This window comes from Paraburkholderia solitsugae (assembly GCF_013177695.1).
Lineage (GTDB): Bacteria > Pseudomonadota > Gammaproteobacteria > Burkholderiales > Burkholderiaceae > Paraburkholderia > Paraburkholderia solitsugae.
This window is the reverse complement of sequence record NZ_WOEY01000161.1, coordinates 24,331-47,777: the sequence shown is the minus strand read 5'-3', so window position 1 is coordinate 47,777 and position 23,447 is coordinate 24,331. Positions and strand designations below refer to the sequence as shown.

At 59.3% G+C, this 23,447-nt stretch carries 34 protein-coding genes; 32 read left to right on the top strand and 2 right to left on the bottom strand.

Features of this window, described 5'->3' with window-relative positions:
- Window positions 1–2: 2 nt before the first annotated feature.
- The 27 genes from rplB (at window position 3) to dsbD (ending at window position 14,985) form a co-directional block, all read left to right on the top strand.
- On the top strand, window positions 3–830 hold the full coding sequence (gene rplB / locus GNZ12_RS40245; protein WP_169487532.1) for a 50S ribosomal protein L2: 828 nt from the start codon (window positions 3–5) through the stop codon (window positions 828–830).
- A gap of 10 nt (window positions 831–840) precedes the next feature.
- Entirely contained in the window at window positions 841–1,116 is a 276-nt protein-coding gene (rpsS, locus tag GNZ12_RS40240; protein ID WP_054036552.1) for a 30S ribosomal protein S19, read from the top strand.
- A 7-nt stretch (window positions 1,117–1,123) separates the two neighbouring features.
- Window positions 1,124–1,456, top strand: coding sequence for a 50S ribosomal protein L22 (rplV, locus tag GNZ12_RS40235; RefSeq protein WP_197070230.1), 333 nt, complete (start codon window positions 1,124–1,126; stop codon window positions 1,454–1,456).
- A gap of 11 nt (window positions 1,457–1,467) precedes the next feature.
- Window positions 1,468–2,274 carry a 30S ribosomal protein S3 gene (gene rpsC / locus GNZ12_RS40230; protein WP_011490053.1) on the top strand — a complete coding sequence of 269 codons (807 nt, stop codon included), beginning with the start codon at window positions 1,468–1,470 and terminating at the stop codon, window positions 2,272–2,274.
- Window positions 2,275–2,276: 2 nt separating this feature from the next.
- Window positions 2,277–2,693, top strand: coding sequence for a 50S ribosomal protein L16 (gene rplP, locus GNZ12_RS40225; RefSeq protein ID WP_007180131.1), 417 nt, complete (start codon window positions 2,277–2,279; stop codon window positions 2,691–2,693).
- Window positions 2,694–2,703: 10 nt separating this feature from the next.
- The gene (gene rpmC, locus GNZ12_RS40220) at window positions 2,704–2,898 is read left to right on the top strand and encodes a 50S ribosomal protein L29 (RefSeq protein WP_007180130.1); all 195 of its coding nucleotides are present in this window, start codon (window positions 2,704–2,706) and stop codon (window positions 2,896–2,898) included.
- Window positions 2,895–3,167: a 30S ribosomal protein S17 gene (rpsQ, locus tag GNZ12_RS40215; protein ID WP_007180129.1), complete on the top strand. Its 273-nt coding sequence runs from the start codon at window positions 2,895–2,897 to the stop codon at window positions 3,165–3,167. The genes rpmC and rpsQ overlap by 4 nt, the downstream gene beginning before the upstream one ends.
- Before the next feature lie 290 nt (window positions 3,168–3,457).
- Window positions 3,458–3,826 carry a 50S ribosomal protein L14 gene (gene rplN, locus GNZ12_RS40210; RefSeq protein ID WP_006052212.1) on the top strand — a complete coding sequence of 123 codons (369 nt, stop codon included), beginning with the start codon at window positions 3,458–3,460 and terminating at the stop codon, window positions 3,824–3,826.
- A gap of 9 nt (window positions 3,827–3,835) precedes the next feature.
- The gene (rplX, locus tag GNZ12_RS40205) at window positions 3,836–4,144 is read left to right on the top strand and encodes a 50S ribosomal protein L24 (protein ID WP_115781222.1); all 309 of its coding nucleotides are present in this window, start codon (window positions 3,836–3,838) and stop codon (window positions 4,142–4,144) included.
- A gap of 17 nt (window positions 4,145–4,161) precedes the next feature.
- Window positions 4,162–4,701, top strand: a complete 540-nt coding sequence (rplE, locus tag GNZ12_RS40200; protein WP_006052214.1) for a 50S ribosomal protein L5 — start codon at window positions 4,162–4,164, stop codon at window positions 4,699–4,701.
- 7 nt (window positions 4,702–4,708) lie between these two features.
- Window positions 4,709–5,014, top strand: coding sequence for a 30S ribosomal protein S14 (gene rpsN / locus GNZ12_RS40195; protein ID WP_006052215.1), 306 nt, complete (start codon window positions 4,709–4,711; stop codon window positions 5,012–5,014).
- A 14-nt stretch (window positions 5,015–5,028) separates the two neighbouring features.
- Window positions 5,029–5,424 (top strand): 30S ribosomal protein S8, encoded by a 396-nt coding sequence (gene rpsH / locus GNZ12_RS40190; RefSeq protein ID WP_006052216.1) that lies wholly within the window; start codon window positions 5,029–5,031, stop codon window positions 5,422–5,424.
- A gap of 18 nt (window positions 5,425–5,442) precedes the next feature.
- Complete coding sequence (rplF, locus tag GNZ12_RS40185) at window positions 5,443–5,973, top strand: 50S ribosomal protein L6 (RefSeq protein WP_028199570.1); 531 nt, start codon at window positions 5,443–5,445, stop codon at window positions 5,971–5,973.
- A 12-nt stretch (window positions 5,974–5,985) separates the two neighbouring features.
- Entirely contained in the window at window positions 5,986–6,351 is a 366-nt protein-coding gene (gene rplR / locus GNZ12_RS40180; protein WP_006052218.1) for a 50S ribosomal protein L18, read from the top strand.
- 14 nt (window positions 6,352–6,365) lie between these two features.
- Window positions 6,366–6,884 carry a 30S ribosomal protein S5 gene (rpsE, locus tag GNZ12_RS40175; RefSeq protein ID WP_006052219.1) on the top strand — a complete coding sequence of 173 codons (519 nt, stop codon included), beginning with the start codon at window positions 6,366–6,368 and terminating at the stop codon, window positions 6,882–6,884.
- 10 nt (window positions 6,885–6,894) lie between these two features.
- Window positions 6,895–7,077 carry a 50S ribosomal protein L30 gene (rpmD, locus tag GNZ12_RS40170; RefSeq protein ID WP_007180126.1) on the top strand — a complete coding sequence of 61 codons (183 nt, stop codon included), beginning with the start codon at window positions 6,895–6,897 and terminating at the stop codon, window positions 7,075–7,077.
- A gap of 29 nt (window positions 7,078–7,106) precedes the next feature.
- A complete protein-coding gene (gene rplO, locus GNZ12_RS40165; RefSeq protein ID WP_074281990.1) occupies window positions 7,107–7,541 on the top strand; it encodes a 50S ribosomal protein L15 in 435 nt (144 codons plus the stop codon).
- 46 nt (window positions 7,542–7,587) lie between these two features.
- Window positions 7,588–8,934 (top strand): preprotein translocase subunit SecY, encoded by a 1,347-nt coding sequence (gene secY, locus GNZ12_RS40160; protein WP_172177402.1) that lies wholly within the window; start codon window positions 7,588–7,590, stop codon window positions 8,932–8,934.
- A gap of 8 nt (window positions 8,935–8,942) precedes the next feature.
- Complete coding sequence (gene infA, locus GNZ12_RS40155; RefSeq protein WP_004521905.1) at window positions 8,943–9,161, top strand: translation initiation factor IF-1; 219 nt, start codon at window positions 8,943–8,945, stop codon at window positions 9,159–9,161.
- A gap of 20 nt (window positions 9,162–9,181) precedes the next feature.
- Window positions 9,182–9,298, top strand: a complete 117-nt coding sequence (rpmJ, locus tag GNZ12_RS40150; RefSeq protein ID WP_004199844.1) for a 50S ribosomal protein L36 — start codon at window positions 9,182–9,184, stop codon at window positions 9,296–9,298.
- A gap of 41 nt (window positions 9,299–9,339) precedes the next feature.
- A complete protein-coding gene (rpsM, locus tag GNZ12_RS40145; protein ID WP_012434566.1) occupies window positions 9,340–9,705 on the top strand; it encodes a 30S ribosomal protein S13 in 366 nt (121 codons plus the stop codon).
- A 28-nt stretch (window positions 9,706–9,733) separates the two neighbouring features.
- Window positions 9,734–10,138, top strand: a complete 405-nt coding sequence (rpsK, locus tag GNZ12_RS40140) for a 30S ribosomal protein S11 (protein WP_006052224.1) — start codon at window positions 9,734–9,736, stop codon at window positions 10,136–10,138.
- A gap of 156 nt (window positions 10,139–10,294) precedes the next feature.
- Window positions 10,295–10,918 (top strand): 30S ribosomal protein S4, encoded by a 624-nt coding sequence (gene rpsD, locus GNZ12_RS40135; protein WP_172318037.1) that lies wholly within the window; start codon window positions 10,295–10,297, stop codon window positions 10,916–10,918.
- Window positions 10,919–11,042: 124 nt separating this feature from the next.
- Window positions 11,043–12,020 (top strand): DNA-directed RNA polymerase subunit alpha, encoded by a 978-nt coding sequence (locus tag GNZ12_RS40130; RefSeq protein WP_006052226.1) that lies wholly within the window; start codon window positions 11,043–11,045, stop codon window positions 12,018–12,020.
- A gap of 182 nt (window positions 12,021–12,202) precedes the next feature.
- A complete protein-coding gene (gene rplQ, locus GNZ12_RS40125) occupies window positions 12,203–12,595 on the top strand; it encodes a 50S ribosomal protein L17 (protein WP_006052227.1) in 393 nt (130 codons plus the stop codon).
- Window positions 12,596–12,788: 193 nt separating this feature from the next.
- Entirely contained in the window at window positions 12,789–13,121 is a 333-nt protein-coding gene (gene cutA / locus GNZ12_RS40120; RefSeq protein WP_407947767.1) for a divalent-cation tolerance protein CutA, read from the top strand.
- The gene (gene dsbD / locus GNZ12_RS40115) at window positions 13,114–14,985 is read left to right on the top strand and encodes a protein-disulfide reductase DsbD (protein ID WP_172318033.1); all 1,872 of its coding nucleotides are present in this window, start codon (window positions 13,114–13,116) and stop codon (window positions 14,983–14,985) included. The genes cutA and dsbD overlap by 8 nt, the downstream gene beginning before the upstream one ends.
- Window positions 14,986–15,154: 169 nt before the next feature.
- Here dsbD and hemB read toward each other — a convergent pair whose 3' ends face one another.
- A complete protein-coding gene (hemB, locus tag GNZ12_RS40110; RefSeq protein ID WP_074281994.1) occupies window positions 15,155–16,153 on the bottom strand; it encodes a porphobilinogen synthase in 999 nt (332 codons plus the stop codon).
- Between the two features lie 250 nt (window positions 16,154–16,403).
- Window positions 16,404–17,060, bottom strand: a complete 657-nt coding sequence (gene yihA, locus GNZ12_RS40105) for a ribosome biogenesis GTP-binding protein YihA/YsxC (protein ID WP_172318031.1) — start codon at window positions 17,058–17,060, stop codon at window positions 16,404–16,406.
- A gap of 216 nt (window positions 17,061–17,276) precedes the next feature.
- Here yihA and GNZ12_RS40100 point away from each other — a divergent pair, with 216 nt between their 5' ends.
- The 5 genes from GNZ12_RS40100 to msrQ all read left to right on the top strand — a co-directional run bounded on the left by GNZ12_RS40100 (window position 17,277) and on the right by msrQ (window position 23,380).
- A complete protein-coding gene (locus GNZ12_RS40100) occupies window positions 17,277–17,930 on the top strand; it encodes a c-type cytochrome (RefSeq protein ID WP_172318049.1) in 654 nt (217 codons plus the stop codon).
- A gap of 116 nt (window positions 17,931–18,046) precedes the next feature.
- Window positions 18,047–20,269: a cytochrome c biogenesis protein ResB gene (locus GNZ12_RS40095; RefSeq protein WP_172318029.1), complete on the top strand. Its 2,223-nt coding sequence runs from the start codon at window positions 18,047–18,049 to the stop codon at window positions 20,267–20,269.
- 4 nt (window positions 20,270–20,273) lie between these two features.
- Window positions 20,274–21,488: a c-type cytochrome biogenesis protein CcsB gene (gene ccsB / locus GNZ12_RS40090; protein WP_172318027.1), complete on the top strand. Its 1,215-nt coding sequence runs from the start codon at window positions 20,274–20,276 to the stop codon at window positions 21,486–21,488.
- Window positions 21,489–21,674: 186 nt separating this feature from the next.
- Complete coding sequence (gene msrP, locus GNZ12_RS40085; protein ID WP_172318025.1) at window positions 21,675–22,670, top strand: protein-methionine-sulfoxide reductase catalytic subunit MsrP; 996 nt, start codon at window positions 21,675–21,677, stop codon at window positions 22,668–22,670.
- Window positions 22,671–22,684: 14 nt separating this feature from the next.
- A complete protein-coding gene (msrQ, locus tag GNZ12_RS40080; protein WP_172318023.1) occupies window positions 22,685–23,380 on the top strand; it encodes a protein-methionine-sulfoxide reductase heme-binding subunit MsrQ in 696 nt (231 codons plus the stop codon).
- Window positions 23,381–23,447: the final 67 nt, after the last annotated feature.

The following is a 23,447-nucleotide window of genomic DNA, read 5'->3' as shown; positions in this document are numbered from 1 at the left end:
TCATGGCAATCGTTAAAGTTAAGCCGACTTCGCCGGGTCGCCGTGCGATGGTCAAGGTGGTCAACAAGGATCTGCATAAGGGCAAGCCGTTCGCGCCGCTGCTCGATTCGCAATCCACGACCGCCGGCCGTAACAACAACGGCCACATCACCACGCGCCATAAGGGTGGTGGTCATAAGCATCATTACCGTGTCGTCGATTTCCGTCGCAACAAGGACGGCATTCCGGCAAAGGTCGAACGTCTTGAGTACGATCCGAACCGTAGCGCGAACATCGCGCTGGTTCTGTACGCAGACGGCGAGCGCAAGTACATCATCGCTCCGAAGGGTTTGACGGTTGGCCAGCAACTGATGTCGGGTTCGGAAGCTCCGATCCGCGCAGGTAACACGCTGCCGATCCGCAATATCCCGGTCGGTACGACGATTCACTGCATCGAAATGTTGCCGGGCAAGGGCGCGCAAATGGCGCGTTCGGCTGGCACGTCGGCGATGTTGCTGGCTCGTGAAGGCATCTACGCACAGGTCCGCCTGCGCTCGGGTGAAATCCGCCGCGTTCACGTTGAATGCCGCGCGACGATTGGTGAAGTTGGCAACGAAGAGCATAGCCTCCGTCAAATCGGTAAGGCTGGCGCGAATCGCTGGCGCGGTATCCGCCCGACGGTGCGTGGCGTTGCAATGAACCCGGTCGATCACCCGCACGGCGGTGGTGAAGGCAAGACGGCTGCAGGTCGCGATCCGGTGAGCCCGTGGGGCACGCCTGCTAAGGGTTATCGCACCCGCAGCAACAAGCGCACGACGAGCATGATCGTCCAGCGCCGTCACAAGCGTTAAGGAGTAGGCAATGGCACGTTCTGTAAAAAAAGGTCCGTTCTGCGACGCCCATTTGCTGAAGAAAGTTGAGTCGGCAGCCGCTGCGCGTGACAAGAAGCCGATCAAAACCTGGTCGCGTCGTTCGACGATTCTGCCGGATTTCATCGGTTTGACGATTGCTGTGCATAACGGCCGTCAACACGTTCCGGTGTACATCTCGGAAAACATGGTCGGCCACAAGCTTGGCGAGTTCGCATTGACCCGGACGTTCAAGGGTCATGCAGCCGACAAGAAGGCTAAGAAATAAGGGGATCATGATGGAAGTGAAAGCAATTCATCGCGGTGCCCGCATCTCGGCGCAGAAAACGCGCCTTGTGGCTGACCAGATCCGCGGTTTGCCGGTCGACAAGGCGCTGAACGTTCTGACGTTCTCGCCGAAGAAGGCTGCGGGAATCGTGAAAAAGGTTGTGCTGTCGGCGATCGCGAATGCGGAGCATAACGAAGGCGCCGATATCGACGAGCTCAAGGTAACGAGCATCATGGTCGACAAGGCTGCATCGCTCAAGCGTTTTACCGCGCGCGCTAAAGGCCGTGGTAACCGCATCGAGAAGCAATCCTGTCACATCACTGTGACGGTCGGGAATTAAGGGGTCATACGATGGGACAGAAAATTCATCCGACTGGCTTCCGTTTGGCCGTCAGCCGCAATTGGGCGTCGCGTTGGTACGCGAACAACAACAATTTCGCGGCGATGTTGCAGGAAGACATCGGTGTTCGTGAATACCTGAAGAAGAAGCTGAAAAACGCTTCGGTTGGCCGCGTCGTTATCGAGCGTCCGGCGAAGAACGCGCGCATCACGATTTATAGCTCGCGTCCGGGTGTCGTCATCGGTAAGAAGGGCGAGGATATTGAGCTGCTGAAGTCGGAACTGCAACGCCGCATGGGCGTTCCGGTCCACGTCAACATCGAAGAAATCCGTAAGCCGGAAACCGATGCGCAACTGATCGCGGATTCGATCACGCAACAACTCGAGCGCCGGATTATGTTCCGCCGCGCGATGAAGCGTGCGATGCAAAACGCAATGCGTCTGGGTGCTCAAGGCATCAAGATCATGAGCGCTGGCCGCCTGAACGGTATCGAAATCGCTCGTACGGAATGGTATCGCGAAGGTCGCGTGCCCCTTCATACGCTGCGTGCTGATATCGACTACGCAACGTCGGAAGCGAAGACGACGTACGGCATCATCGGCGTGAAGGTGTGGGTCTACAAGGGCGACACGCTCGGCCGCAACGACGCTCCGGTGGTTGAAGAAGTCGCCGAAGAAAAGCGTCCGCGCCGCAACGCACGTCCGGGTGGCGATCGCCGTCCGCGTCGCGATGGTGAAGGTGGTGGCCCGGCAGGTGCACGCCGTGGCGCTCCCCGTCGTGCTGGCGGTGCCGGCGACGGCGGGAAGACTGGAGAATAACGATGCTGCAACCGAAACGCAGAAAGTATCGCAAAGAGCAGAAGGGTCGTAACACCGGTATCGCTACCCGCGGCAACGCGGTGTCGTTCGGTGAGTTCGGCCTGAAGGCTATCGGTCGTGGTCGCTTGACCGCGCGCCAGATTGAAGCGGCACGTCGTGCAATGACGCGTCACATCAAGCGTGGTGGCCGCATCTGGATCCGCATCTTCCCGGACAAGCCGATCTCGCACAAGCCGGCTGAAGTACGTATGGGTAACGGTAAAGGTAACCCTGAGTACTACGTCGCGGAGATTCAACCGGGCAAGATGCTGTACGAAATGGACGGCGTAACCGAAGAGCTGGCACGCGAAGCGTTCCGTCTGGCTGCAGCTAAGCTGCCGCTCAAGACGACGTTTATCGTGCGTCAGCTCGGCGCCTAAGGAGTAAATGATGAAGGCTTCCGAACTTCACCAGAAAGATCAGGCCGCGCTCAACAAGGAGCTGTCGGACCTGTTGAAGGCGCAATTCGGCCTGCGCATGCAACTCGCGACCCAGCAGCTCACGAACACGAGCCAGCTGAAGAAGGTTCGTCGCGACATCGCACGTGTGCGGACCGTCCTGACTGAGAAGGCGAACCAGAAATGAACGATAGCGTAAAAACCTCGCTCAAGCGGACGCTGGTCGGCAAGGTCGTCAGCAACAAGATGGACAAGACGGTCACCGTGCTGGTTGAGCACCGCGTGAAGCACCCGATCTACGGCAAGTACGTTGTGCGTTCGAAGAAGTACCACGCGCACGACGATGCGAACACGTACAACGAGGGTGACCTCGTTGAAATCCAGGAAACGCGTCCGATTTCGAAGACGAAAGCTTGGGTTGTGGCTCGCCTGGTTGAGGCTGCTCGCGTCATCTGACGCCGCAAAGTTGTAGAAGTAGTTGAAATCGCAGTAAGTTTCGCTTGCAAGACCGAGATTATTTGTTATAATCTCGGTCTTCCCTCTTTTATGGGAGCCCCGTCGCGGGCGAAGTTGGTGGGGGAAGCGGTTCAGGCGCCAGTCTGTTCCGAAGGATTCACCGGATTGCGATGGCGGGTTTCGTTTGCCGTCGCTGCTGTTCATACCCAAGCAGCCGATTGGCTGACGGGACCAAGACTGACCGGGTACGCCATGGTGGTGTGACCGGATTAAGTTGGGATAGATAAACCATGATCCAGACCGAAACTCGGCTTGAAGTGGCCGACAACACCGGTGCGCGTGAAGTCATGTGCATCAAGGTTCTCGGCGGCTCGAAGCGTCGTTATGCCAGCATTGGCGACATCATTAAGGTGACCGTCAAAGAAGCAACGCCGCGCGGGCGCGTGAAGAAAGGCGAAATTTACAACGCCGTGGTGGTTCGCACCGCCAAGGGCGTGCGCCGTCAGGACGGCTCGCTGATCAAGTTCGACGGCAATGCTGCAGTGCTGTTGAATGCCAAGCTCGAACCTATTGGCACCCGTATTTTCGGGCCTGTTACGCGCGAGTTGCGCAGCGAACGATTCATGAAGATCGTTTCGTTGGCACCTGAAGTGCTGTAAGGAGTCGCGATGAACAAGATTCGCAAAGGTGACGAGGTTATCGTCATCACCGGCAAAGATAAAGGCAAGCGCGGCGTCGTGCTGTCCGTTGGCGAAGGCAAAGTTATTGTCGAGGGCATCAACCTCGTCAAGAAGCACGTCAAGCCGAACCCGATGAAGGGTACGACGGGTGGCGTGGAAGCCAAGACGATGCCGCTGCAAATTTCGAACGTCGCATTGGTCGACGCGAATGGCAAGGCGTCGCGTGTAGGCATCAAGGTCGAGGGAGACAAGAAAGTCCGTTTCCTTAAGACGACCGGTGCCGTGCTGAGCGCCTGACGCTGCGGAGTAAAAAAATGGCTCGTTTGCAAGAGTTTTACAAAGAAAAGGTTGTACCCGGCCTCATCGAGAAGTTCGGTTACAAGTCCGTGATGGAAGTGCCGCGCATCACCAAGATCACCCTGAACATGGGCCTTGGCGAAGCGGTTGCTGACAAGAAGATCATCGAAAACGCCGTTGGCGACCTGACGAAGATCGCAGGCCAGAAGCCGGTGATCACGAAGGCACGCAAGGCAATCGCTGGCTTCAAGATCCGTCAGGGCTATCCGATCGGTGCAATGGTCACGTTGCGTGGTCAAGCAATGTACGAATTTCTGGACCGTTTCGTGACGGTCGCGCTCCCCCGTGTGCGTGACTTCCGTGGCGTGTCGGGTCGTGCGTTCGACGGTCGCGGCAACTACAACATCGGTGTGAAAGAGCAGATCATTTTCCCCGAAATAGACTACGACAAGATCGACGCACTGCGTGGGCTGAACATCAGCATCACGACAACTGCGAAGACCGACGACGAAGCAAAGGCTCTGCTCGCCAGCTTCAAGTTCCCGTTCAGAAACTGAGGTTACCGTGGCTAAACTGGCACTGATCGAACGTGAAAAGAAGCGTGCTCGCCTGGCCGCTAAGTACGCTCCCAAGCGTGCTGAGCTGAAGGCGATCATTGGCGATATGAGCAAGTCGGACGAAGAGCATTACGCAGCACGTCTGGAACTGCAACAACTGCCGCGCAACTCTAATCCGACCCGTAAGCGCAATCGTTGTGCAATTACCGGTCGCCCACGTGGCACGTTCCGTAAATTCGGGCTGGCGCGTAACAAGATTCGCGAAATCGCGTTCCGCGGCGAGATCCCTGGCCTGACCAAGGCGAGCTGGTAATAGGAGAAACGTAAATGAGCATGAGTGATCCTATCGCCGATATGCTGACTCGCATCCGCAACGCGCAGATGGTTGAGAAAGTTTCGGTGACAATGCCCTCGTCGAAAGTCAAGGTTGCGATTGCGCAGGTCCTGAAGGACGAAGGCTATATCGATGATTTCGCAGTGAAGTCCGAAGGTGCGAAGTCTGAATTGAACATCGTGTTGAAGTACTACGCTGGCCGTCCGGTGATCGAGCGCATTGAACGCGTTTCGAAGCCTGGTCTGCGTGTGTACCGCGGCCGTAACGACATCCCCGTGGTCATGAATGGCCTCGGCGTGGCAATCGTGTCGACGCCGAAGGGCGTGATGACGGACCGCAAGGCGCGTGCAACGGGCGTTGGCGGCGAAGTCATCTGCTACGTCGCTTAAGGCCGAAAGGAGAGAAACATGTCTCGAGTAGGTAAAAGCCCGATCGCGCTGCAAGGCGCAGAAGTGGCCCTGAGCGACGAACGCATTACCGTCAAGGGCCCGCTGGGTACGATTTCGCAGGCTGCAAACAGCCTCGTGAAGGTGGTGAACGACAACGGCACGCTGAAGTTCGAGCCGGTGGACGAGAGCCGCGAAGCGAATGCGATGTCGGGCACGATGCGCGCACTGGTTGCGAACATGGTGAACGGCGTGACGAAGGGTTTCGAGCGCAAGCTGACGCTGGTTGGCGTCGGTTACCGCGCACAGGCGCAAGGCGACAAGCTGAATCTGTCGCTGGGTTTCTCGCACCCCGTGGTGCACCAGATGCCGGAAGGCGTCAAGGCTGAAACCCCGACGCAAACCGAAATCGTGATCAAGGGGATCAACAAGCAACAAGTTGGCCAGGTCGCTGCAGAAGTGCGCGGCTATCGCCCGCCGGAGCCCTATAAGGGCAAGGGTGTGCGTTACGCCAATGAGGTTGTGATCCTCAAAGAAACGAAGAAGAAGTAAGGGTGCGCAATCATGGATAAGACTCAATCTCGCCTGCGCCGCGCTCGTCAGACGCGTATCAAGATCGCTGAGCTGCAGGTCGCGCGTCTCGCCGTGCATCGCACGAACACGCACATCTATGCGCAAGTGTTCTCGCCGTGCGGCACCAAGGTGCTCGCCAGCGCGTCGACGCTCGAAGCCGAAGTGCGTGCGCAACTGGCTGATCAGACGGGCAAGGGCGGCAACGTCGCTGCTGCGACCCTGATCGGTAAGCGCATTGCAGAAAAGGCTAAGGCTGCCGGCATCGAATCCGTCGCCTTCGACCGTTCGGGTTTCCGTTACCACGGCCGCGTGAAAGCGCTGGCTGATGCGGCGCGCGAAGCCGGACTCAAGTTCTAAGGGAAGAATTCGTCATGGCAAAGATGCAAGCGAAAGTTCAGGCTGACGAACGCGACGACGGCCTGCGCGAAAAGATGATTTCGGTCAACCGCGTGACCAAGGTTGTGAAGGGCGGCCGGATTCTCGGTTTTGCCGCACTGACCGTGGTTGGCGACGGTGATGGCCGCGTCGGTATGGGCAAGGGCAAGGCGAAGGAAGTGCCGGTCGCTGTTCAGAAGGCGATGGAACAGGCTCGCCGCAACATGTTCAAGGTGCCGCTTAAGAACGGTACCCTGCAACACGAAGTGCACGGTAAGCACGGCGCATCAATGGTCCTCTTGGCTCCGGCCAAGGACGGTACCGGTGTGATCGCTGGCGGCCCGATGCGCGCAGTGTTCGACGTGATGGGCGTGCAGAACGTTGTGGCCAAGAGCCACGGTTCGACGAACCCGTACAACCTCGTTCGTGCAACGCTCGACGGTCTGCGCAAGCAGTCGACGCCGGGTGATATCGCGGCGAAGCGCGGCAAGTCCGTCGAAGATATTCTGGGCTAAGGTGGACACCATGTCTGATAAAACTGTCAAGGTCCAGCTCGTCAAGAGCCTGATCGGCACCCGTGAAACGCACCGTGCAACGGTGCGTGGCCTGGGTCTGCGCCGACTCAACTCGGTTAGCGAGTTGCAGGACACGCCGGCTGTGCGCGGCATGATCAACAAGGTTTCGTACCTCGTTAAGGTCATCAGCTAAGCGGCTGACCAGGACTCAAGGAGTTGATAATGGAATTGAATAACCTGAAGCCGGCTGAAGGCTCGAAGCACGCTAAGCGTCGCGTCGGCCGTGGTATCGGCTCCGGTCTGGGCAAGACTGCTGGCCGTGGTCACAAGGGTCAGAAGTCGCGTTCGGGCGGCTTTCACAAGGTTGGCTTCGAAGGCGGTCAAATGCCGCTGCAACGTCGCCTGCCGAAGCGTGGCTTCACCTCGCTGACGAAGGAATTCGTCGGTGAAGTGCGTCTCTCTGATCTGGAAAAGCTGCCGGTCGACGAAATCGATCTGTTGGCTCTGAAGCAAGCCGGCCTGCTCGGTGAGCTGATCAAGAGCGCCAAGATCATCGCGACGGGCGAGCTCAAGCGCAAGGTCGTTGTGAAGGGTCTGGGTGCGACGAAGGGTGCGCGCGCTGCGATTGAAGCAGCCGGCGGCTCTTTTGCCGAGTAACGCGCAAGTTATTTGCCGTCACTAGCATTTGCATCGGAGAAGGTACTTGGCTAACAGTCCGAGTCTCGCAAAACCCGGTCGCAGCGCGGCGAAGTTTGGCGATCTGCGTCGGCGTGCAGTATTCCTGCTGCTGGCGTTGATCGTCTACCGTATCGGCGCGCACATTCCGGTGCCGGGTATTGACCCGGACCAGCTGGCAAAGTTGTTCCAAAGCCAGTCGGGCGGCATCCTTGGCATGTTCAACATGTTCTCGGGTGGTGCACTTTCGCGGTTCACGATTTTTGCGCTGGGGATCATGCCGTACATTTCGGCGTCGATCATCATGCAGTTGCTGGCGATTGTCTCGCCGCAGCTGGAAGCGCTGAAAAAGGAAGGGCAGGCGGGTCAACGGAAGATTACGCAGTACACGCGTGTCTTTACGGTCCTGCTGGCGACGTTCCAGGCGTTCGGCATTGCCGTCGCACTGGAAAATCAGCCGGGCCTGGTGATCGATCCGGGGATGGTATTTCGGTTGACGACGGTCGTGACGCTGGTGACCGGCACGATGTTCCTGATGTGGCTGGGTGAGCAGATCACGGAACGTGGGCTGGGTAACGGTATCTCGATCATCATTTTCGGCGGTATTGCGGCGGGTTTCCCGAACGCAATCGGTGGTCTTTTCGAACTGGTGCGAACCGGCTCGATGAGCATCATCTCGGCGATTATCGTGGTTGCGCTGATTGCTGGTGTGACGTATCTGGTGGTGTTCATCGAACGCGGCCAGCGCAAGATTCTTGTGAACTACGCCAAGCGGCAAGTTGGTAACAAGATTTACGGCGGACAGTCTTCGCATCTGCCGCTGAAGTTGAATATGTCGGGCGTGATTCCGCCGATCTTTGCATCGTCGATCATTCTCTTCCCGGCAACCATCCTGAACTGGTTTAGTTCAGGGTCGCGTGCCAGCTGGTTCGCAGACACGTTGCACAACGTGGCCGAAGCCATTAAGCCCGGTCAACCCGTGTACGTGTTGCTGTACGCGTTGGCGATCGTCTTCTTCTGCTTCTTCTACACCGCACTGGTGTTCAACAGCAGGGAAACGGCCGACAACCTGAAAAAGAGTGGCGCTTTCGTCCCAGGCATCCGCCCGGGCGATCAAACGGCGCGATACATCGACCGCATCCTAACGCGTCTGACGCTGGCTGGTGCGATCTACATCGTGTTTGTTTGTCTGCTGCCTGAATTTTTGGTACTGCGCTGGAACGTGCCGTTTTATTTTGGTGGAACGTCGCTGCTGATCATTGTCGTCGTCACAATGGATTTCATGGCGCAGGTGCAGTCGTACGTTATGTCGCAACAGTATGAATCGCTGCTGAAGAAAGCTAATTTCAAAGGCGGCGGCGTCCCGATGCGTTGAAAGGACTTATGGCCAAAGACGATGTTATCCAGATGCAGGGTGAAGTCATCGAAAACCTGCCTAACGCTACCTTTAGGGTGAAGCTGGAAAACGGCCATGTCGTATTGGGACACATATCCGGCAAGATGCGGATGCACTACATCCGAATCTTGCCGGGCGACAAGGTAACGGTTGAATTGACGCCTTACGATCTGTCGCGTGCGCGGATCGTGTTCCGGGCGAAGTGATTTGAAAAAAGGGTAATATCATGAAAGTGATGGCATCGGTTAAGCGCATTTGCCGCAATTGCAAGATCATCAAGCGCAAAGGCGTTGTGCGCGTGATTTGCAGCTCTGATCCGCGCCACAAACAGCGTCAAGGCTGAACGCCGCGCTTTTTGCTGCGCTTTTTGTTTGAGGAAAAACAATGGCTCGTATCGCAGGGGTTAACATCCCGAATCACCAGCATACCGAAATCGGCCTGACGGCAATTTACGGTGTCGGCCGCACGCGCTCGCGCGACATTTGCGTCGCTGCTGGTGTGGCATTTTCGAAGAAGGTCAAGGACCTGAACGACGCAGACCTCGAAAAGCTGCGTGAAGAAGTCGGCAAGTTCATCGTTGAAGGCGATCTGCGCCGTGAAACGACGATGAACATTAAGCGCCTGATGGATCTCGGCTGCTACCGTGGCGTGCGTCATCGCAAGGGCTTGCCCCTGCGTGGCCAACGCACGCGTACGAATGCCCGTACGCGCAAGGGTCCGCGTCGTGCAGCGCAATCGCTGAAGAAGTAAGCGGAACTGACAGTTACAGGAAAACGTAATGGCTAAGGCTTCGAACAACTCCGCGGCGCAACGCGTTCGCAAGAAGGTCAAGAAGAACGTCGCCGAGGGCGTGGTTCACGTTCACGCGTCGTTCAACAACACCATCATCACGATCACCGATCGTCAAGGCAATGCACTTGCTTGGGCAACGTCGGGTGGTCAGGGCTTCAAGGGTTCGCGTAAATCGACCCCGTTTGCAGCCCAGGTGGCAGCCGAATCGGCTGGCCGCGTGGCGATGGAATACGGCGTGAAGAACCTCGAAGTGCGTATCAAGGGCCCCGGTCCTGGCCGCGAATCGGCGGTGCGCGCGTTGCATGGTCTTGGTATCAAGATCACCGCGATCTCCGACGTGACTCCGGTCCCGCACAACGGCTGCCGTCCGCCGAAGCGTCGTCGTATCTAAGACGCTGTTTTCGCTAGCGCCTGTTGCCGCCGGTGTTCAAGCCGGCGACGACAGGCTGCTTGCGCTATTGAATTGACTAAGCCCACCGTTCGACCCAAAGGGTTCGAACTAGCGCGAGTGCATGCATTCGTGCGATTAATCATTGAAGGAATCAACGTGGCACGTTATATCGGCCCTAAGGCCAAGCTGTCCCGCCGTGAAGGCACTGACCTCTTCCTGAAGAGCGCCCGTCGTTCGCTCGCTGACAAGTGCAAGCTTGACAGCAAGCCTGGCCAACACGGCCGCACGTCGGGTGCACGTACGTCCGACTACGGTACGCAGCTGCGCGAAAAGCAAAAAGTGAAGCGCATCTACGGTATCCTGGAGCGTCAATTCCGCCGTTACTTCGCTGAAGCTGACCGCCTGAAGGGCAACACGGGTGAAAACCTGCTGCAACTGCTCGAATCGCGTCTCGATAACGTCGTGTATCGCATGGGCTTCGGCTCGACGCGCGCTGAAGCGCGTCAGCTGGTGAGCCACAAGGCGATCGCGGTGAACGGTGTCGTGTCGAACATCCCGTCGATGCAAGTGAAGGCAGGCGACGTCGTCGCAGTGCGCGAACAAAAGAAGAAGCAGGCGCGTATTCTCGAAGCGCTGTCGCTGGCTGAGCAAGGCGGTCTGCCGAGCTGGGTTGCTGTCGATTCGAAGAAGTTCGAAGGCACGTTCAAGAGCAAGCCGGAACGCAGCGACATCGCTGGCGATATCAACGAAAGCCTGATCGTCGAATTGTATTCGCGGTAATCGGATTAACGGCCGGGGCACCCCGATTGCGTTGCGCAAGGGGGCGTCTCGGCTGTTTATTTTCAGGTTGTTACCGGTCAGCCTTATCGGTGTAACGAGCCGAGGGTATTGAAAAGGAAAACCTATGCAAACCAGTTTGTTGAAGCCCAAGATCATCGCTGTTGAATCGCTTGGTGAGAGCCATGCGAAAGTGGTCATGGAACCGTTTGAACGCGGTTACGGCCACACCTTGGGTAACGCGCTTCGGCGCGTGCTGCTGTCGTCGATGATCGGCTACGCGCCGACCGAAGTGACGATCGCAGGCGTGGTTCACGAGTATTCGACGCTCGACGGTGTGCAAGAGGACGTAGTCAACCTGTTGTTGAACCTGAAGGGCGTGGTGTTCAAGCTGCATAACCGTGACGAAGTGACGGTTACGCTGCGCAAGGAAGGCGAAGGCGTTGTCACCGCTGGCGACATCGAACTCGCGCACGATTGCGAAGTGATCAACCCGGATCACGTCATTGCGCACCTGTCGAAGGGTGGCAAGCTCGACGTGCAGATCAAGGTCGAAAAGGGCCGTGGTTATGTGCCGGGCAATGTGCGTCGTTACGGCGAAGAGTCGGCCAAGATCATCGGCCGTATCGTGCTGGACGCGTCGTTCTCGCCGGTTCGCCGCGTGAGCTACGCCGTTGAAAGCGCGCGCGTCGAACAGCGTACCGACCTCGATAAGCTCGTCATGAACATCGAGACCAACGGTGTGATTTCGCCGGAAGAAGCGATCCGTCAATCGGCGCGTATTCTGGTTGATCAACTGTCGGTGTTCGCTGCACTGGAAGGCACCGAAGCAACGGCTGAAGCGCCGTCGCGTGCGCCGCAGATCGATCCGATCCTGCTGCGTCCGGTTGATGATCTCGAACTGACGGTTCGTTCCGCGAACTGCCTGAAGGCCGAGAACATTTACTACATCGGCGACCTGATCCAGCGCACGGAAAACGAGTTGCTCAAGACCCCGAATCTGGGTCGCAAGTCGTTGAACGAAATCAAGGAAGTACTGGCGTCGCGTGGTTTGACGCTCGGCATGAAACTCGAAAACTGGCCGCCGGCAGGTTTGGACAAGTAAGTCGAGAAGTAATGCCGGGGGCAGAACCCGTCGCTGCACTGGCAAAGACGCGGATTTTCCTTTAAAATCCGCGTCTTGTCTTTTTTCACTACCGGCCCGTGCACTCGTCACCGTTGGGAAACCGAGGGTAGACCGAGCGCGATAGAAGAGCTGGACCAAAACTTTGAAACAAAGGAATTAACATGCGTCACCGTCATGGTCTGCGGAAACTGAACCGCACGAGCAGCCACCGTCTGGCAATGCTCCGTAACATGTCCAACTCGTTGATCGAGCACGAAGTCATCAAGACGACGCTGCCGAAGGCGAAAGAACTCCGTAAAGTCGTCGAGCCGCTGATCACGCTCGGCAAGAAGCCGTCGCTGGCAAATCGTCGTCTGGCGTTCAACCGCCTGCGCGATCGTGACTCGGTCACGAAGCTGTTCGAAGTCCTCGGCCCGCGTTACGCTACCCGTCCGGGCGGCTACCTGCGCGTCCTGAAGTTCGGCTTCCGCGTCGGCGACAACGCACCGATGGCACTGGTCGAATTGCTGGACCGTCCGGAAGTCGAAGAAGTTGAAGTGCAAGAAGCTGAGTAAGCTTTTTAGCATCGAAGAAAAAGCCAGGCGCCAAGCTTGGCTTTTTTGTTTCTGGCGGCTGAATTCATCACCGTAATCCAATCATGGCGGCCAAATGCCGCATGCTCGCCGTGTGCTTCTGCGGCACCACAGCGGTGCCGCAAGGCTAGGTGATACGATATCGGCACTTGAATCGTGCCTGTCCGGAGCCTTTGTGAGCGTGAATGTAACTTTGATTCTGACTACGGTACCGGATGCCGCCGTTGCTCAGAAGCTTGCGGCGGACGCACTGGCCGCGCGGCTGTGCGCTTGCGTCACGCAGTTAGGCGCCGTGCAGTCCAGCTATCAGTGGCAGGGCGCGATCGAAACCGCGCAGGAGATCCAATTGCTGTTCAAGACGAGTGCGGCACGCGCGCTCGAACTCGAGCAGTACATCCAGGCGCACCATCCCTACGACACGCCGGAAATCCTCTCGTGGCAAGCTACGGCATCGGCCGCGTACGGCCAGTGGATCACTGCTGAAACCCAACGTCCTCTCCATGTTTAACGGTCTTAATCGGCGTGCACGCCATGCGTTGCGCGCAGTCTTTTTCCTGCTCGGTTGCCTGATCTTCGCTCAGCTCGGCACGCTTGCGCACGCCGCAGACGACTTCCTCGATCCCGCCCTCGCCTTCAAATTCAGCGCGACTGAGAAGCCCGGCGAAGTCGACGTCACCTACAAGATCGCGGACGGCTACTACATGTACCGGGAGCGCTTCGCGTTCGCGACCCGCAACGGCACGACGACGATCGGCGAGCCACAATTGCCGGCCGGCCACGTCAAGTTCGATCAGACCTTCAACAAGAACGTCGAAACGTATCGCAATGAGCTGACGATCCGCATCCCGGTGAAACAGGCCCAGGGGCCGTTCGACCTGGTTGTCACGTCGCAAGGCTGCGCCGATGCCGGCATCTGCTATCCGCCGATGGACCGCGTGTATCACGTGAGCGGCGAGGCTTTGCAGCCAGCCGACAGTGCAGCGACTGCCTCTACGCAGCAATCCGCAGGAGCCGGCGCCCCGTGGTATGAGCGTGCCACCAGCGCCGATTACGCCCAATCGCTACTGCAAGGTGGCGGCTTCTTCGCGATCATCGGGCTCTATTTCGTGGCCGGCGCCGTGCTCAGTCTGCTGCCATGCTCGTACCCGATGATTCCGATCCTGTCGGCGATCATCATTGGCGAGGGCGCGCGGGTGACGCGTGCCCGCGGCTTTGCGTTGTCGCTGGCGTACGTGATCGGTATGGCGCTCGTGTACACGGCGCTTGGCATTGCGGCGGCGCTGGTTGGGCAGAGCCTCGGTGCGTGGCTGCAGAACCCGTGGGTGCTCGGTACATTCGGCGTACTGCTGACCGTTTTCGCGCTGACCCTGATCGCTGGCTTCGACATCGCGTTGCCGCAGCGCTGGCAGGATGGCGTGTCGCGCGCGTCGACGGGGCGTTCTGGCGGCAAGTTTGCCGCGGTGGCCGTCATGGGCGCGCTGTCCGCGTTAGTGGTCGGCGCTTGCATGACCGCTCCGCTCTTTGCCGTGCTGGCGTTCATCGCGCACACAGGCAACGCGTTATTGGGCGGCGCGGCGCTGTTCTCGATGGGACTCGGTCTCGGCGTACCGCTGCTTATCATCGGTCTTGGCGCCGGTACTTTGCTGCCGCGCGCCGGCGCGTGGATGGACGGCGTCAAGGTGTTTTTCGGCGTGGTGCTGCTTGCCGCGGCCCTGTGGATCGTCTGGCCGGTGCTCGGTGCGACAGCGACCATGCTGTTGAGCGCGTTGTGGCTGCTGATCGCCGCCGCAGGACTCGGTCTTTTCTCGGCACCAGCCGCGGGCGCGTCAGTGTGGCGGCGGCTCGGCCGTGGTATCGGCGCGGCGCTGGCAATCTGGGCGGCGGTACTGCTGGTGGGCCTGGCTGCGGGTTCCTCCGATCCATTGCGTCCGCTAGCTGTCCTAGCCGCGCGTGGCGGTGAGGAGGCTAGCGTGGCAAATGGCTCCAATAAGCCGAATACGGCGTCACAGAGCGATCTGACGTTCGCTTCGGTTCGTTCCTCGGCCGGGCTCGACGAGGCCGTCAAAACGGCTGCGCAGCCCGCTATGCTCGATTTTTACGCAGACTGGTGCGTGAGCTGCAAAGAAATGGAGAAGTTCACGTTTAGCGATCCGCGCGTTCAGGCGAAATTGAAGCAGATGAACCTGCTGCGCGCCGACGTCACCGCGAATAACGCTGACGATCAAATGCTGCTCAAGCGTTTCAGCCTGTTTGGGCCGCCTGGGATCATCTTCTTCGATCAAGGCGGCAGGGAAGTGTTGCGCGTCGTCGGGTACGAGTCGGCCGACAAGTTTTTGCGCACCCTCGATCGCGCGAGCGCGCCTGGGGCGTAACGCAAAGCGACTCGCCTGCCTGAGCGCGCCAAGAAGCGCGTGCCGGCGCGCCCGTACAAGGCGCACACCAGAACACGCACAAAAAAAAACGGAGGCGCGACGAAAGTCAGCCTCCGTTTATTCTTTGGCTTTGAGAAGACTGGCGTCGCCGCCAAAGCGACGCCTTAAATCACTTCTGCGAGCGCAAAATCCGCGCGGCATCCAGCGCGAAGTAGGTCAGCACGCCATCCGCGCCAGCCCGCTTGAACGCCAGCAGCGATTCCATCATCGCCTTGTCGTGATCCAGCCAGCCGTTCTGCGCGGCCGCCTTCAGCATGGCGTATTCGCCGCTCACTTGGTACACATAAGTCGGGAATTTGAACTCGTCCTTTACACGACGCACGATGTCCAGATACGGCATGCCAGGCTTGACCATCACCATATCCGCGCCTTCGTCGATGTCCGCTTGCACTTCGCGCAGCGCTTCATTCGAGTTGGCCGGGTCCATCTGGTAGGTCATTTTGTTGCCCTTGCCGAGATTCGTCGCGGAACCGACGGCATCGCGGAACGGGCCGTAAAACGCCGACGCGAACTTGGCGGAGTAAGCCATGATGCGCGTGTGGATATAGCCCTCGCTCTCGAGCATTTCGCGGATCGCGCCGATGCGGCCGTCCATCATGTCCGAGGGCGCGACGATATCAACGCCCGCTTCAGCCTGTGCGCGCGCCTGTTCAACCAGGATCTCGACGGTCTCGTCGTTGATCACATAGCCGGCCTCGTCGAGTACGCCGTCCTGGCCGTGGCTCGTATACGGATCCAGCGCGACGTCGGTGAGCACGCCCAAGTCGGGGAAGTTCTTTTTCAGTTCGCGAACCGCGCGCGGGATCAGGCCAGCCGGGTTGGTCGCTTCGCGGCCATCAGGCGTTTTCAAGGAAGGCTCGATCGCCGGAAAGAGCGACAGCACCGGCACGCCCAACTCGACGCATTGCTCGGCCACGCCCATCAGCAGATCCACCGACACGCGCTCGACGCCCGGCATCGACGGTACGGCTTGCCGCACGTTGGTGCCTTCGACGATGAACACGGGGTAGATCAGATCGTTGGTGGTGAGGATGTTTTCCCGCATCAGACGGCGCGAGAAGTCGTCACGGCGCATGCGGCGCGGACGGAAGTGCGGAAAGAAGCTCATAAACGAATCGAAGATCGTGGATGTGTGGAGTGGGCAAGAAACGCCTGCGTCCGCTCCCGGAAACTTTTCGAGACAATGGTATATCATACCGATCGAGCAAGGCGCCCTGCGCTGACCTCCCCGCTTCTCCTCCCTGAGCGGGTGCCTGTCGTTTTTTCGATTAGGCTGTTTGACCCGCCGTTAAAGCGGCGGGTTTTTTTATGGGCGGACGAAATAGGGCTTGTACCCCGGCTGACAGGCGCCGTAGCGCTTACTGCGGTGCGTCTGCTTCGCCCTTCGCATCGGGGATCAGCCAGCTTTCGATCAGCTCGTGCGCCTCGTCGATGCCGATACGCTTGAGCGCCGAAAACAGCTGTGCGGTCAATTCGCCCTGGTAGCCGTTGGCGCGATATTCAGCCAGACCCTTCTGCGTCGCGCGCAGCGCATTCACACTTTCCTGGCGCGTCAATTTGTCGCACTTCGTCAGCAGCGTGTGGATTGGCTTGCCGGTCGGCGCGAACCACTCGATCATCCGCCGGTCCAGATCCGTCAACGGGCGACGCGAGTCCATCATCAGGATCATGCCGCGCAGTTGCGAGCGCGACTGCAGGTAGGTGGACAGCAACGCTTCCCAGTGAGCCTTGGCTGCGCCCGGCACTTCCGCATAACCGTAGCCCGGCAGGTCGACCAGGTGCGCAGTCGGCTCATCCGCCTTGCCCACCGAGAAATAATTGATGTGCTGCGTGCGGCCCGGCGTCTTACTGGCGAACGCGAGGCGCTTCTGATTGCACAGAATATTGATGGCCGTAGACTTGCCCGCATTCGAGCGCCCGGCAAAGCAGATCTCGGGTTGCGCCGTGGCCGGCAGATCACGCAGGTGATTGACGGTCGTGAAAAAGCGGGATTGGTGGAGCAGGAAGGAAGACATGATCAGGCCAGGATTCGAGACGCCGGGGAACCCGGAGTGGGGACGGGTCAAGCCCGACTGGCGTCTTAGCGATTAGCGAGTTATTGTACAATACGATGGTTTACTGAAAACCTGAGGGGGCCAGCCCGCGTGCCTTGGCGGCTCTTAGCGGTCACTCAGTCGCTGTCGTATCTTGCAAAACCTCTAAAATCCCACAAGACGAGACAGGGTGTGCGAATGAATCGACTGTGCAAGACTCTGATGGTGCTTCATGTAGCGGCAGGTCTTTCAGGTTTGGCAATTCAGGCACGAGCAGCAGATCCGGCAAAGCCGGACGTCAATCGGGGGCAGGCAATCGCAGTGCAGGTTTGCGCGTCATGTCACGGTGCAGACGGCAACAGTGCTGGCGGTGCGTATCCGAAGCTGGCGGGGCAGCATCCTGAGTATCTCGTCAAGCAGCTCATGGATTTCAAGACGCAACCGGGCGCCAAGCAGCCTGCGCGCAACAATGCGATCATGGCGGGCATGGCTGCGGCGCTGTCGGATCAGGACATGGTCAACGTCGCTGCCTATTTTGCGACGCAGACCCCGAAGCCAGGCTATGCGCATAACAAAGACACCGTCCCGCTCGGTCAGAAGATTTATCGCGGTGGCATTGCGGACAAGGGCGTGCCGGCCTGCGCAAGCTGCCACGGGCCGACCGGTCAGGGGATTCCGTCACAGTATCCGCGTCTGTCGGGGCAGTGGGCGGAATACACGGTGGCGCAGTTGACCGCGTTCACGCAAGGTCCGGGCGCGCGTAGCAACAATGAGGCGATGCACGCCATTGCATCGCGTCTGTCGGACAGCGAGATCAAGGCTGTAGCCGATTACATCGCGGGCTTGCACTAAGAAGTCCGCACGCAAGTGCAACCGGTCCAGCGAGACCGGTACAAAACAAGAAAAGGGTGAGGGCGTCGTGCCTACGACAGCCCTTCACCCTTTTTTGCTGTTCAGTCGGAGTATGAATGAGCGTCACCACGTCGGGTTTGCAGTCGAAGTCGGGCAATCGCATCACGCGCAGCATCATCGAAGTATTGAGTTCGATGCGTTTCGCCATTGCGCTGCTCGTGATTCTGTCGATCGCCAGCATCATCGGCACCGTCCTCACGCAGGACGACCCCTATCCCAACTACGTCAATCAGTTCGGCCCGTTCTGGGCCGACATCTTCCGCTCGCTGAGCCTGTACACCGTGTACAGCTCGTGGTGGTTCATGCTGATTCTCGGCTTCCTGATGGTGTCGGTGTCGCTGTGCGTGATCCGCAATTCGCCGAAAGTGGTCGCGGACGTCAAGAGCTGGAAGGACAAGGTCCGCGAAGGCAGCCTGCGCGCGTTCCATCACAAGGGCGAATTCGCGGTGCACGGCACGCGCGCGCAGACTTCGGCGGTGCTCGCCAGACTCTCGGCCAAGCTTGGCTATAAGTTCGTCACGCGTGAGTCGGAGGGGGCGACGCTGATCGCCGCCAAGCGCGGCGCGCTGACCAAGTTCGGCTACATCTCCGCGCATATTGCGATCGTGGTGATCTGTCTGGGCGGTCTGCTCGACAGCAATCTGCCGATCAAGCTGCAAATGTGGTTATTCGACAAGTCGCCGATCCGTGCCAACACGGTGATCAACGACATTCCGCCGGAACATCGGCTGTCGCAATCGAACCCGACTTTCCGCGGTTACGCATGGGTGCCGGAAGGGCAACATGTGTCGACGGCGATCCTGAATCAGCCAGACGGCTCGTTGATCCAGGACCTGCCGTTCTCGATCGAGCTGAACAAGTTCATCGTCGACTACTATTCGACGGGCATGCCGAAGCTGTTCGCGAGCGACATCGTCGTGGTCGACCATAAGACGGGCGCGCGCGTGCCGGCGCGCGTCGAAGTGAACAAGCCGTTCACCTACGACGGCGTGTCGATCTACCAGTCGAGCTTCCAGGACGGCGGCTCGCAGATGCAGATGACCGCGTACCCGATGTCCGGCGCGAGCGCGAAGACCGCGCCGTTCGGCGGCACGATCGGCAACAACGCGCCGTTGAGCACGGCCACGCCGCTGGCCGACGGCCAAACGGTCGAATTCACCGATTTCCGCGCAATCAACGTCGAAAACATCTCCAACGGCAGCGGCCAGAACGATGCTCGCGGCGTCGCCGCGCATCGCACGCTGCAAGAAGCGTTCGACGAGCGCCTCGGCTCCGGTGCCAAGACCTCCAAGCCGCTCGATCTGCATAACGTCGGCCCGTCGGTGCAGTACAAGGTGCGCGACAAGGACGGCCAGGCGCGCGAGTACAACAACTACATGCTGCCGGTAGACGTAGGGGGCGAAAAGATGTTCCTCGCCGGCATGCGCCTGAATCCGGACGACCCATTCCGCTACCTGCGTATTCCCGCCGACACTGGCGGGACCGTCAAGGAATGGATGAACCTGCGCGCCACGCTTGAAAATCCGGCCATGCGCGCCGCGGCCGCTCACCGTTTCGCGCTGCGCTCGGTACCGGGTTCGAATACCGAACTGCAACAGCACCTGGAAGAAAGCGCGCTGCGTGTCCTGACCCTGTTTGCCGGGGCGGACAACAGTATCAAGATGCCGAACGGCCAGACGGTCGGCGGCTTCCAGGCGATCGCGGGCTTCATCGACCATTCGGTGCCCAAGGGCGAGCAGGAAAAGGCCGCGGGCCTGCTGCTGCGCATGCTGGAAGGCGCGACGTGGGACTTGTGGCAACTGTCGCGTGAGCAGTTGGGCGAGCAGGATGCGCAGCCCAATGCGGACGCGAGCCGCTTCATCCAAAGCTCGATCAATGCGATATCCGACAGCTTTTTGTATGGTTCGCCGGTCTATTTACAGCTTGACTCATTCAAGCAGGTGCAAGCTTCGGTATTTCAGTTGACGCGCGCACCGGGCAAAAAAGTCGTGTATCTTGGCAGCCTGCTCCTCGTGTTGGGCATCTTCTCGATGTTCTACGTCCGCGAACGGCGCCTCTGGTTCTGGCTCAAAGATACCGATCACGGCACGAATGTCGTGATGGCGATGTCGAGCGCGCGCAAAACGCTTGATTTCGAGAAGGAGTTCGTCCAAACGCGCGACGCTGTCGGCGCCGCGCTGGGCGCCAAACTCACTGAAGCATCCGCCGCCGCCGGCGCCTCCGACAAACCCGGCAATGCCGGCGCGCCGTCCGCACGCTCACAAGATTCGACCCGGTAAGATCATGGACTTGACTCAGGTTTCCTCATCCTCCTCTTCGTCACCCTCGCGGCCCACCAGGGCGTTCGCGAGCGAGACACTCAACGTCGCGCAGTATGACGAACGGCCGTTTCTGAAGCGGCTCGGTGTCGTCGACTGGCTGTTCGCCGTCGTGATGGTCGCGGGTGCTGGGTTCGCGCTGTCGCGCTATCACCCGTTCATGAATTACTACGACAAACTGGTGCTGTGCCTGGCGGTACCGGTGTTCGTCGTGCTCGGCTGGCGCTGGAAGCCCGTGCGTCCGCTTATGGCCGGTATTGCGGCGCTGTCGTTGCTGGCGATTCAGATCTATCACGGCGATCTCAGCCGTGCGGATAGCGCGTTCTTCCTCAAGTATTTCCTGTCGAGCCAGTCCGCGATCCTGTGGATGAGCGCGCTCTTCGTGTTCGCCACCGTCTTCTACTGGATCGGCCTGCTGTCGCGTTCACCGACCGGCGCCGCGATCGGTTCGAAAATGACGTGGGCCGCAGTGGTGATGGGTTTCGTCGGGTTGATGGTGCGCTGGTACGAGTCGTACCTGATCGGCGCGGACGTCGGCCATATTCCAATCTCGAATCTGTACGAAGTGTTCGTGCTGTTCAGCCTGATCACTGCGTTGTTCTATCTGTACTACGAGCAGCACTACAACACGCGTGCACTCGGCGCCTTCGTGCTCCTCGTGATCAGCGCGGCGGTCGGTTTCCTGATGTGGTATTCGGTCGCTCGCGACGCGCAGCAGATCCAGCCGCTGGTTCCCGCGCTGCAAAGCTGGTGGATGAAGATTCACGTGCCGGCTAACTTCATTGGCTATGGCAGCTTCGCGCTGTCGGCGATGGTCGGCGTCGCCTATCTGGCGAAAGAGCGCGGCGTGCTGGCTGACCGCCTGCCGCCGCTCGATGTGCTCGACGACTTGATGTACAAGTCAATCGCTGTCGGCTTCGCGTTCTTCACGATCGCAACAATCCTTGGCGCGCTGTGGGCCGCTGAAGCATGGGGCGGTTACTGGAGCTGGGACCCGAAGGAAACGTGGGCGCTGATCGTCTGGCTGAACTACGCGGCCTGGCTTCACATGCGCCTGATGAAGGGCCTGCGCGGTGCGGTGGCGGCATGGTGGGCGCTGACCGGCCTGCTGGTGACGACCTTCGCGTTCCTCGGCGTCAATATGTTCCTGTCGGGGCTGCATAGCTACGGCAAGCTGTAAGATCTGCCGTTCCGAGCCGACTAAGAACCGCCGCGTGCTTCGCACCGGCGGTTTTTTTACGTCTGGTGGAATATTCGCTGCATCCAGTGTGTTCGTTAGAGCAGTACCAAAGGATGGCAGGGCGAGCAGATCATCAATATGGCCCCGTAAGATAGACAACCCGATGGGCCGGCAAGGAGCAGCACGATGTGGATCAAGCGAAGCGACAGAATTCAACTCATCGGCGACGACATCGCACGCAGCGAAATCACGCCGCAGCGCGTCTTCGAGAACCGGCGGCGTGCGTTGCAGGCGGCCGGCGCGTTGGCGCTCGGCAGTCTGATCGGTGTCAATGGCGAAGCGCTGGCGGCGTATTCGTCGCCGGATCCGAAAGCGCAGAAGCTCGCCGCGAAGACCAACGCGAAGTTCGTCGCGCTCGACAAGATCACGCCGTACAAGGACATCACCACGTACAACAACTACTACGAGTTCGGCACCGACAAAGCGGATCCCGCGCAGAACGCCGGTACGTTGCGCCCGCACCCGTGGAAGGTGAGCGTCGAGGGCGAAATCAAGAATCCTAAGGTGTACGACATCGACGAATTGCTGAAGCTCGCGCCGCTTGAGGAACGCGTGTACCGGTTGCGTTGTGTCGAAGGCTGGTCGATGGTGATTCCGTGGATCGGCGTGCCGCTCTCGGAGTTGATCAAGCGCGTGCAGCCGACCGGCAACGCCAGATACGTGCAGTTCATCACGCTCGCCGATCCGTCGCAAATGCCCGGCCTCTCGACGCCGGTACTCGACTGGCCGTACACCGAAGGTCTGCGGATGGACGAAGCGATGAATCCGCTGACGCTGCTGACGATGGGCCTCTACGGCCAGGTGCTGCCGAATCAGAATGGCGCGCCGATCCGTGTGGTGGTGCCCTGGAAGTACGGCTTCAAGAGCGCGAAGTCGCTGGTGAAGATCCGCTTCCTTGACAAGCAGCCGCCGACCAGCTGGAACACGTACGCGTCAAACGAATACGGCTTTTATTCGAATGTGAATCCGAACGTCGATCACCCGCGCTGGAGCCAGGCAACCGAACGGCGCATCGGCGAAGACGGTTTCTTCACCCCCAAACGCAAGACGTTGATGTTCAACGGCTACGGCGATCAGGTCGCGTCGCTGTATCAGGGCATGGACCTGAAGAAAAACTTCTGAGCGGCGACGCGAATATGGCTTCCGATACTCAACCTGTTGCTCAAACCGAAACTAGAGCGCAGCGAGCAGCGCAGGCGTCGGCTGCGGCGAAACGTCCCGCAAGCGGCGCGCGCTGGATCGTGCCGGCGAAGATCGCGGTGTTTATCGCGGCGTGGTATCCGCTCGCGCGCATCGTACTGTTCGGCTTGACCGATCGGCTGGGCGCGAATCCGATCGAGTTCATCACGCGCTCGACGGGCCTGTGGACGCTCGTCATTCTTTGCATCACGTTGGCCGTGACGCCGTTGCGCCGGCTGACCGGCATCACTGCATTGGCCCGGTTTCGCCGGATGCTGGGTCTTTACGCCTTCTTCTACGCGACGCTGCATTTCACCACTTACCTGTGGTTCGACAAGTGGTTCGATGTTGCCGCGATTCTCAAGGACATCGGCAAGCGGCCTTTCATTACCGTGGGCTTCGCCGCGTTCGTGCTACTGATCGCGTTGGCCGTGACGTCACCGCGCGCGATGGTGCGCAAACTGGGACGCCGCTGGCAGACGCTGCATCGCGCGATCTATGCGATCGGCGGGCTCGCGATCCTGCACTTCTGGTGGATGAGGGCGGGCAAGCACGACCTGATCTTGCCGAAGATCTATGGCGCGATCATGGTCGCGTTGTTGGGGTGGCGTTTGCTCGTATGGCTGCGCGAGCGGCGGCTAAAGACGCGCTGACCAAGAGGTGCCGCGCGCAAAAAGAAAAAGGCGATGCCGCAGTGGCATTGCCTTTTTATGCTGCTTA

Bases quoted from the DNA above. Each gene is read 5' to 3' on its own strand.
- rplB (WP_169487532.1), top strand. From the start codon at position 3: ATGGCAATCGTTAAAGTTAAGCCGACTTCGCCGGGTCGCCGTGCGATG.
- rpsS (WP_054036552.1), top strand. From the start codon at position 841: ATGGCACGTTCTGTAAAAAAAGGTCCGTTCTGCGACGCCCATTTGCTG.
- rplV (WP_197070230.1), top strand. From the start codon at position 1,124: ATGATGGAAGTGAAAGCAATTCATCGCGGTGCCCGCATCTCGGCGCAG.
- rpsC (WP_011490053.1), top strand. From the start codon at position 1,468: ATGGGACAGAAAATTCATCCGACTGGCTTCCGTTTGGCCGTCAGCCGC.
- rplP (WP_007180131.1), top strand. From the start codon at position 2,277: ATGCTGCAACCGAAACGCAGAAAGTATCGCAAAGAGCAGAAGGGTCGT.
- rpmC (WP_007180130.1), top strand. From the start codon at position 2,704: ATGAAGGCTTCCGAACTTCACCAGAAAGATCAGGCCGCGCTCAACAAG.
- rpsQ (WP_007180129.1), top strand. From the start codon at position 2,895: ATGAACGATAGCGTAAAAACCTCGCTCAAGCGGACGCTGGTCGGCAAG.
- rplN (WP_006052212.1), top strand. From the start codon at position 3,458: ATGATCCAGACCGAAACTCGGCTTGAAGTGGCCGACAACACCGGTGCG.
- rplX (WP_115781222.1), top strand. From the start codon at position 3,836: ATGAACAAGATTCGCAAAGGTGACGAGGTTATCGTCATCACCGGCAAA.
- rplE (WP_006052214.1), top strand. From the start codon at position 4,162: ATGGCTCGTTTGCAAGAGTTTTACAAAGAAAAGGTTGTACCCGGCCTC.
- rpsH (WP_006052216.1), top strand. From the start codon at position 5,029: ATGAGCATGAGTGATCCTATCGCCGATATGCTGACTCGCATCCGCAAC.
- rplF (WP_028199570.1), top strand. From the start codon at position 5,443: ATGTCTCGAGTAGGTAAAAGCCCGATCGCGCTGCAAGGCGCAGAAGTG.
- rplR (WP_006052218.1), top strand. From the start codon at position 5,986: ATGGATAAGACTCAATCTCGCCTGCGCCGCGCTCGTCAGACGCGTATC.
- rpsE (WP_006052219.1), top strand. From the start codon at position 6,366: ATGGCAAAGATGCAAGCGAAAGTTCAGGCTGACGAACGCGACGACGGC.
- rpmD (WP_007180126.1), top strand. From the start codon at position 6,895: ATGTCTGATAAAACTGTCAAGGTCCAGCTCGTCAAGAGCCTGATCGGC.
- rplO (WP_074281990.1), top strand. From the start codon at position 7,107: ATGGAATTGAATAACCTGAAGCCGGCTGAAGGCTCGAAGCACGCTAAG.
- infA (WP_004521905.1), top strand. From the start codon at position 8,943: ATGGCCAAAGACGATGTTATCCAGATGCAGGGTGAAGTCATCGAAAAC.
- rpmJ (WP_004199844.1), top strand. From the start codon at position 9,182: ATGAAAGTGATGGCATCGGTTAAGCGCATTTGCCGCAATTGCAAGATC.
- rpsM (WP_012434566.1), top strand. From the start codon at position 9,340: ATGGCTCGTATCGCAGGGGTTAACATCCCGAATCACCAGCATACCGAA.
- rpsK (WP_006052224.1), top strand. From the start codon at position 9,734: ATGGCTAAGGCTTCGAACAACTCCGCGGCGCAACGCGTTCGCAAGAAG.
- GNZ12_RS40130 (WP_006052226.1), top strand. From the start codon at position 11,043: ATGCAAACCAGTTTGTTGAAGCCCAAGATCATCGCTGTTGAATCGCTT.
- rplQ (WP_006052227.1), top strand. From the start codon at position 12,203: ATGCGTCACCGTCATGGTCTGCGGAAACTGAACCGCACGAGCAGCCAC.
- dsbD (WP_172318033.1), top strand. From the start codon at position 13,114: ATGTTTAACGGTCTTAATCGGCGTGCACGCCATGCGTTGCGCGCAGTC.
- hemB (WP_074281994.1), bottom strand. From the start codon at position 16,153: ATGAGCTTCTTTCCGCACTTCCGTCCGCGCCGCATGCGCCGTGACGAC.
- yihA (WP_172318031.1), bottom strand. From the start codon at position 17,060: ATGTCTTCCTTCCTGCTCCACCAATCCCGCTTTTTCACGACCGTCAAT.
- GNZ12_RS40100 (WP_172318049.1), top strand. From the start codon at position 17,277: ATGAATCGACTGTGCAAGACTCTGATGGTGCTTCATGTAGCGGCAGGT.
- GNZ12_RS40095 (WP_172318029.1), top strand. From the start codon at position 18,047: ATGAGCGTCACCACGTCGGGTTTGCAGTCGAAGTCGGGCAATCGCATC.
- ccsB (WP_172318027.1), top strand. From the start codon at position 20,274: ATGGACTTGACTCAGGTTTCCTCATCCTCCTCTTCGTCACCCTCGCGG.
- msrP (WP_172318025.1), top strand. From the start codon at position 21,675: ATGTGGATCAAGCGAAGCGACAGAATTCAACTCATCGGCGACGACATC.
- msrQ (WP_172318023.1), top strand. From the start codon at position 22,685: ATGGCTTCCGATACTCAACCTGTTGCTCAAACCGAAACTAGAGCGCAG.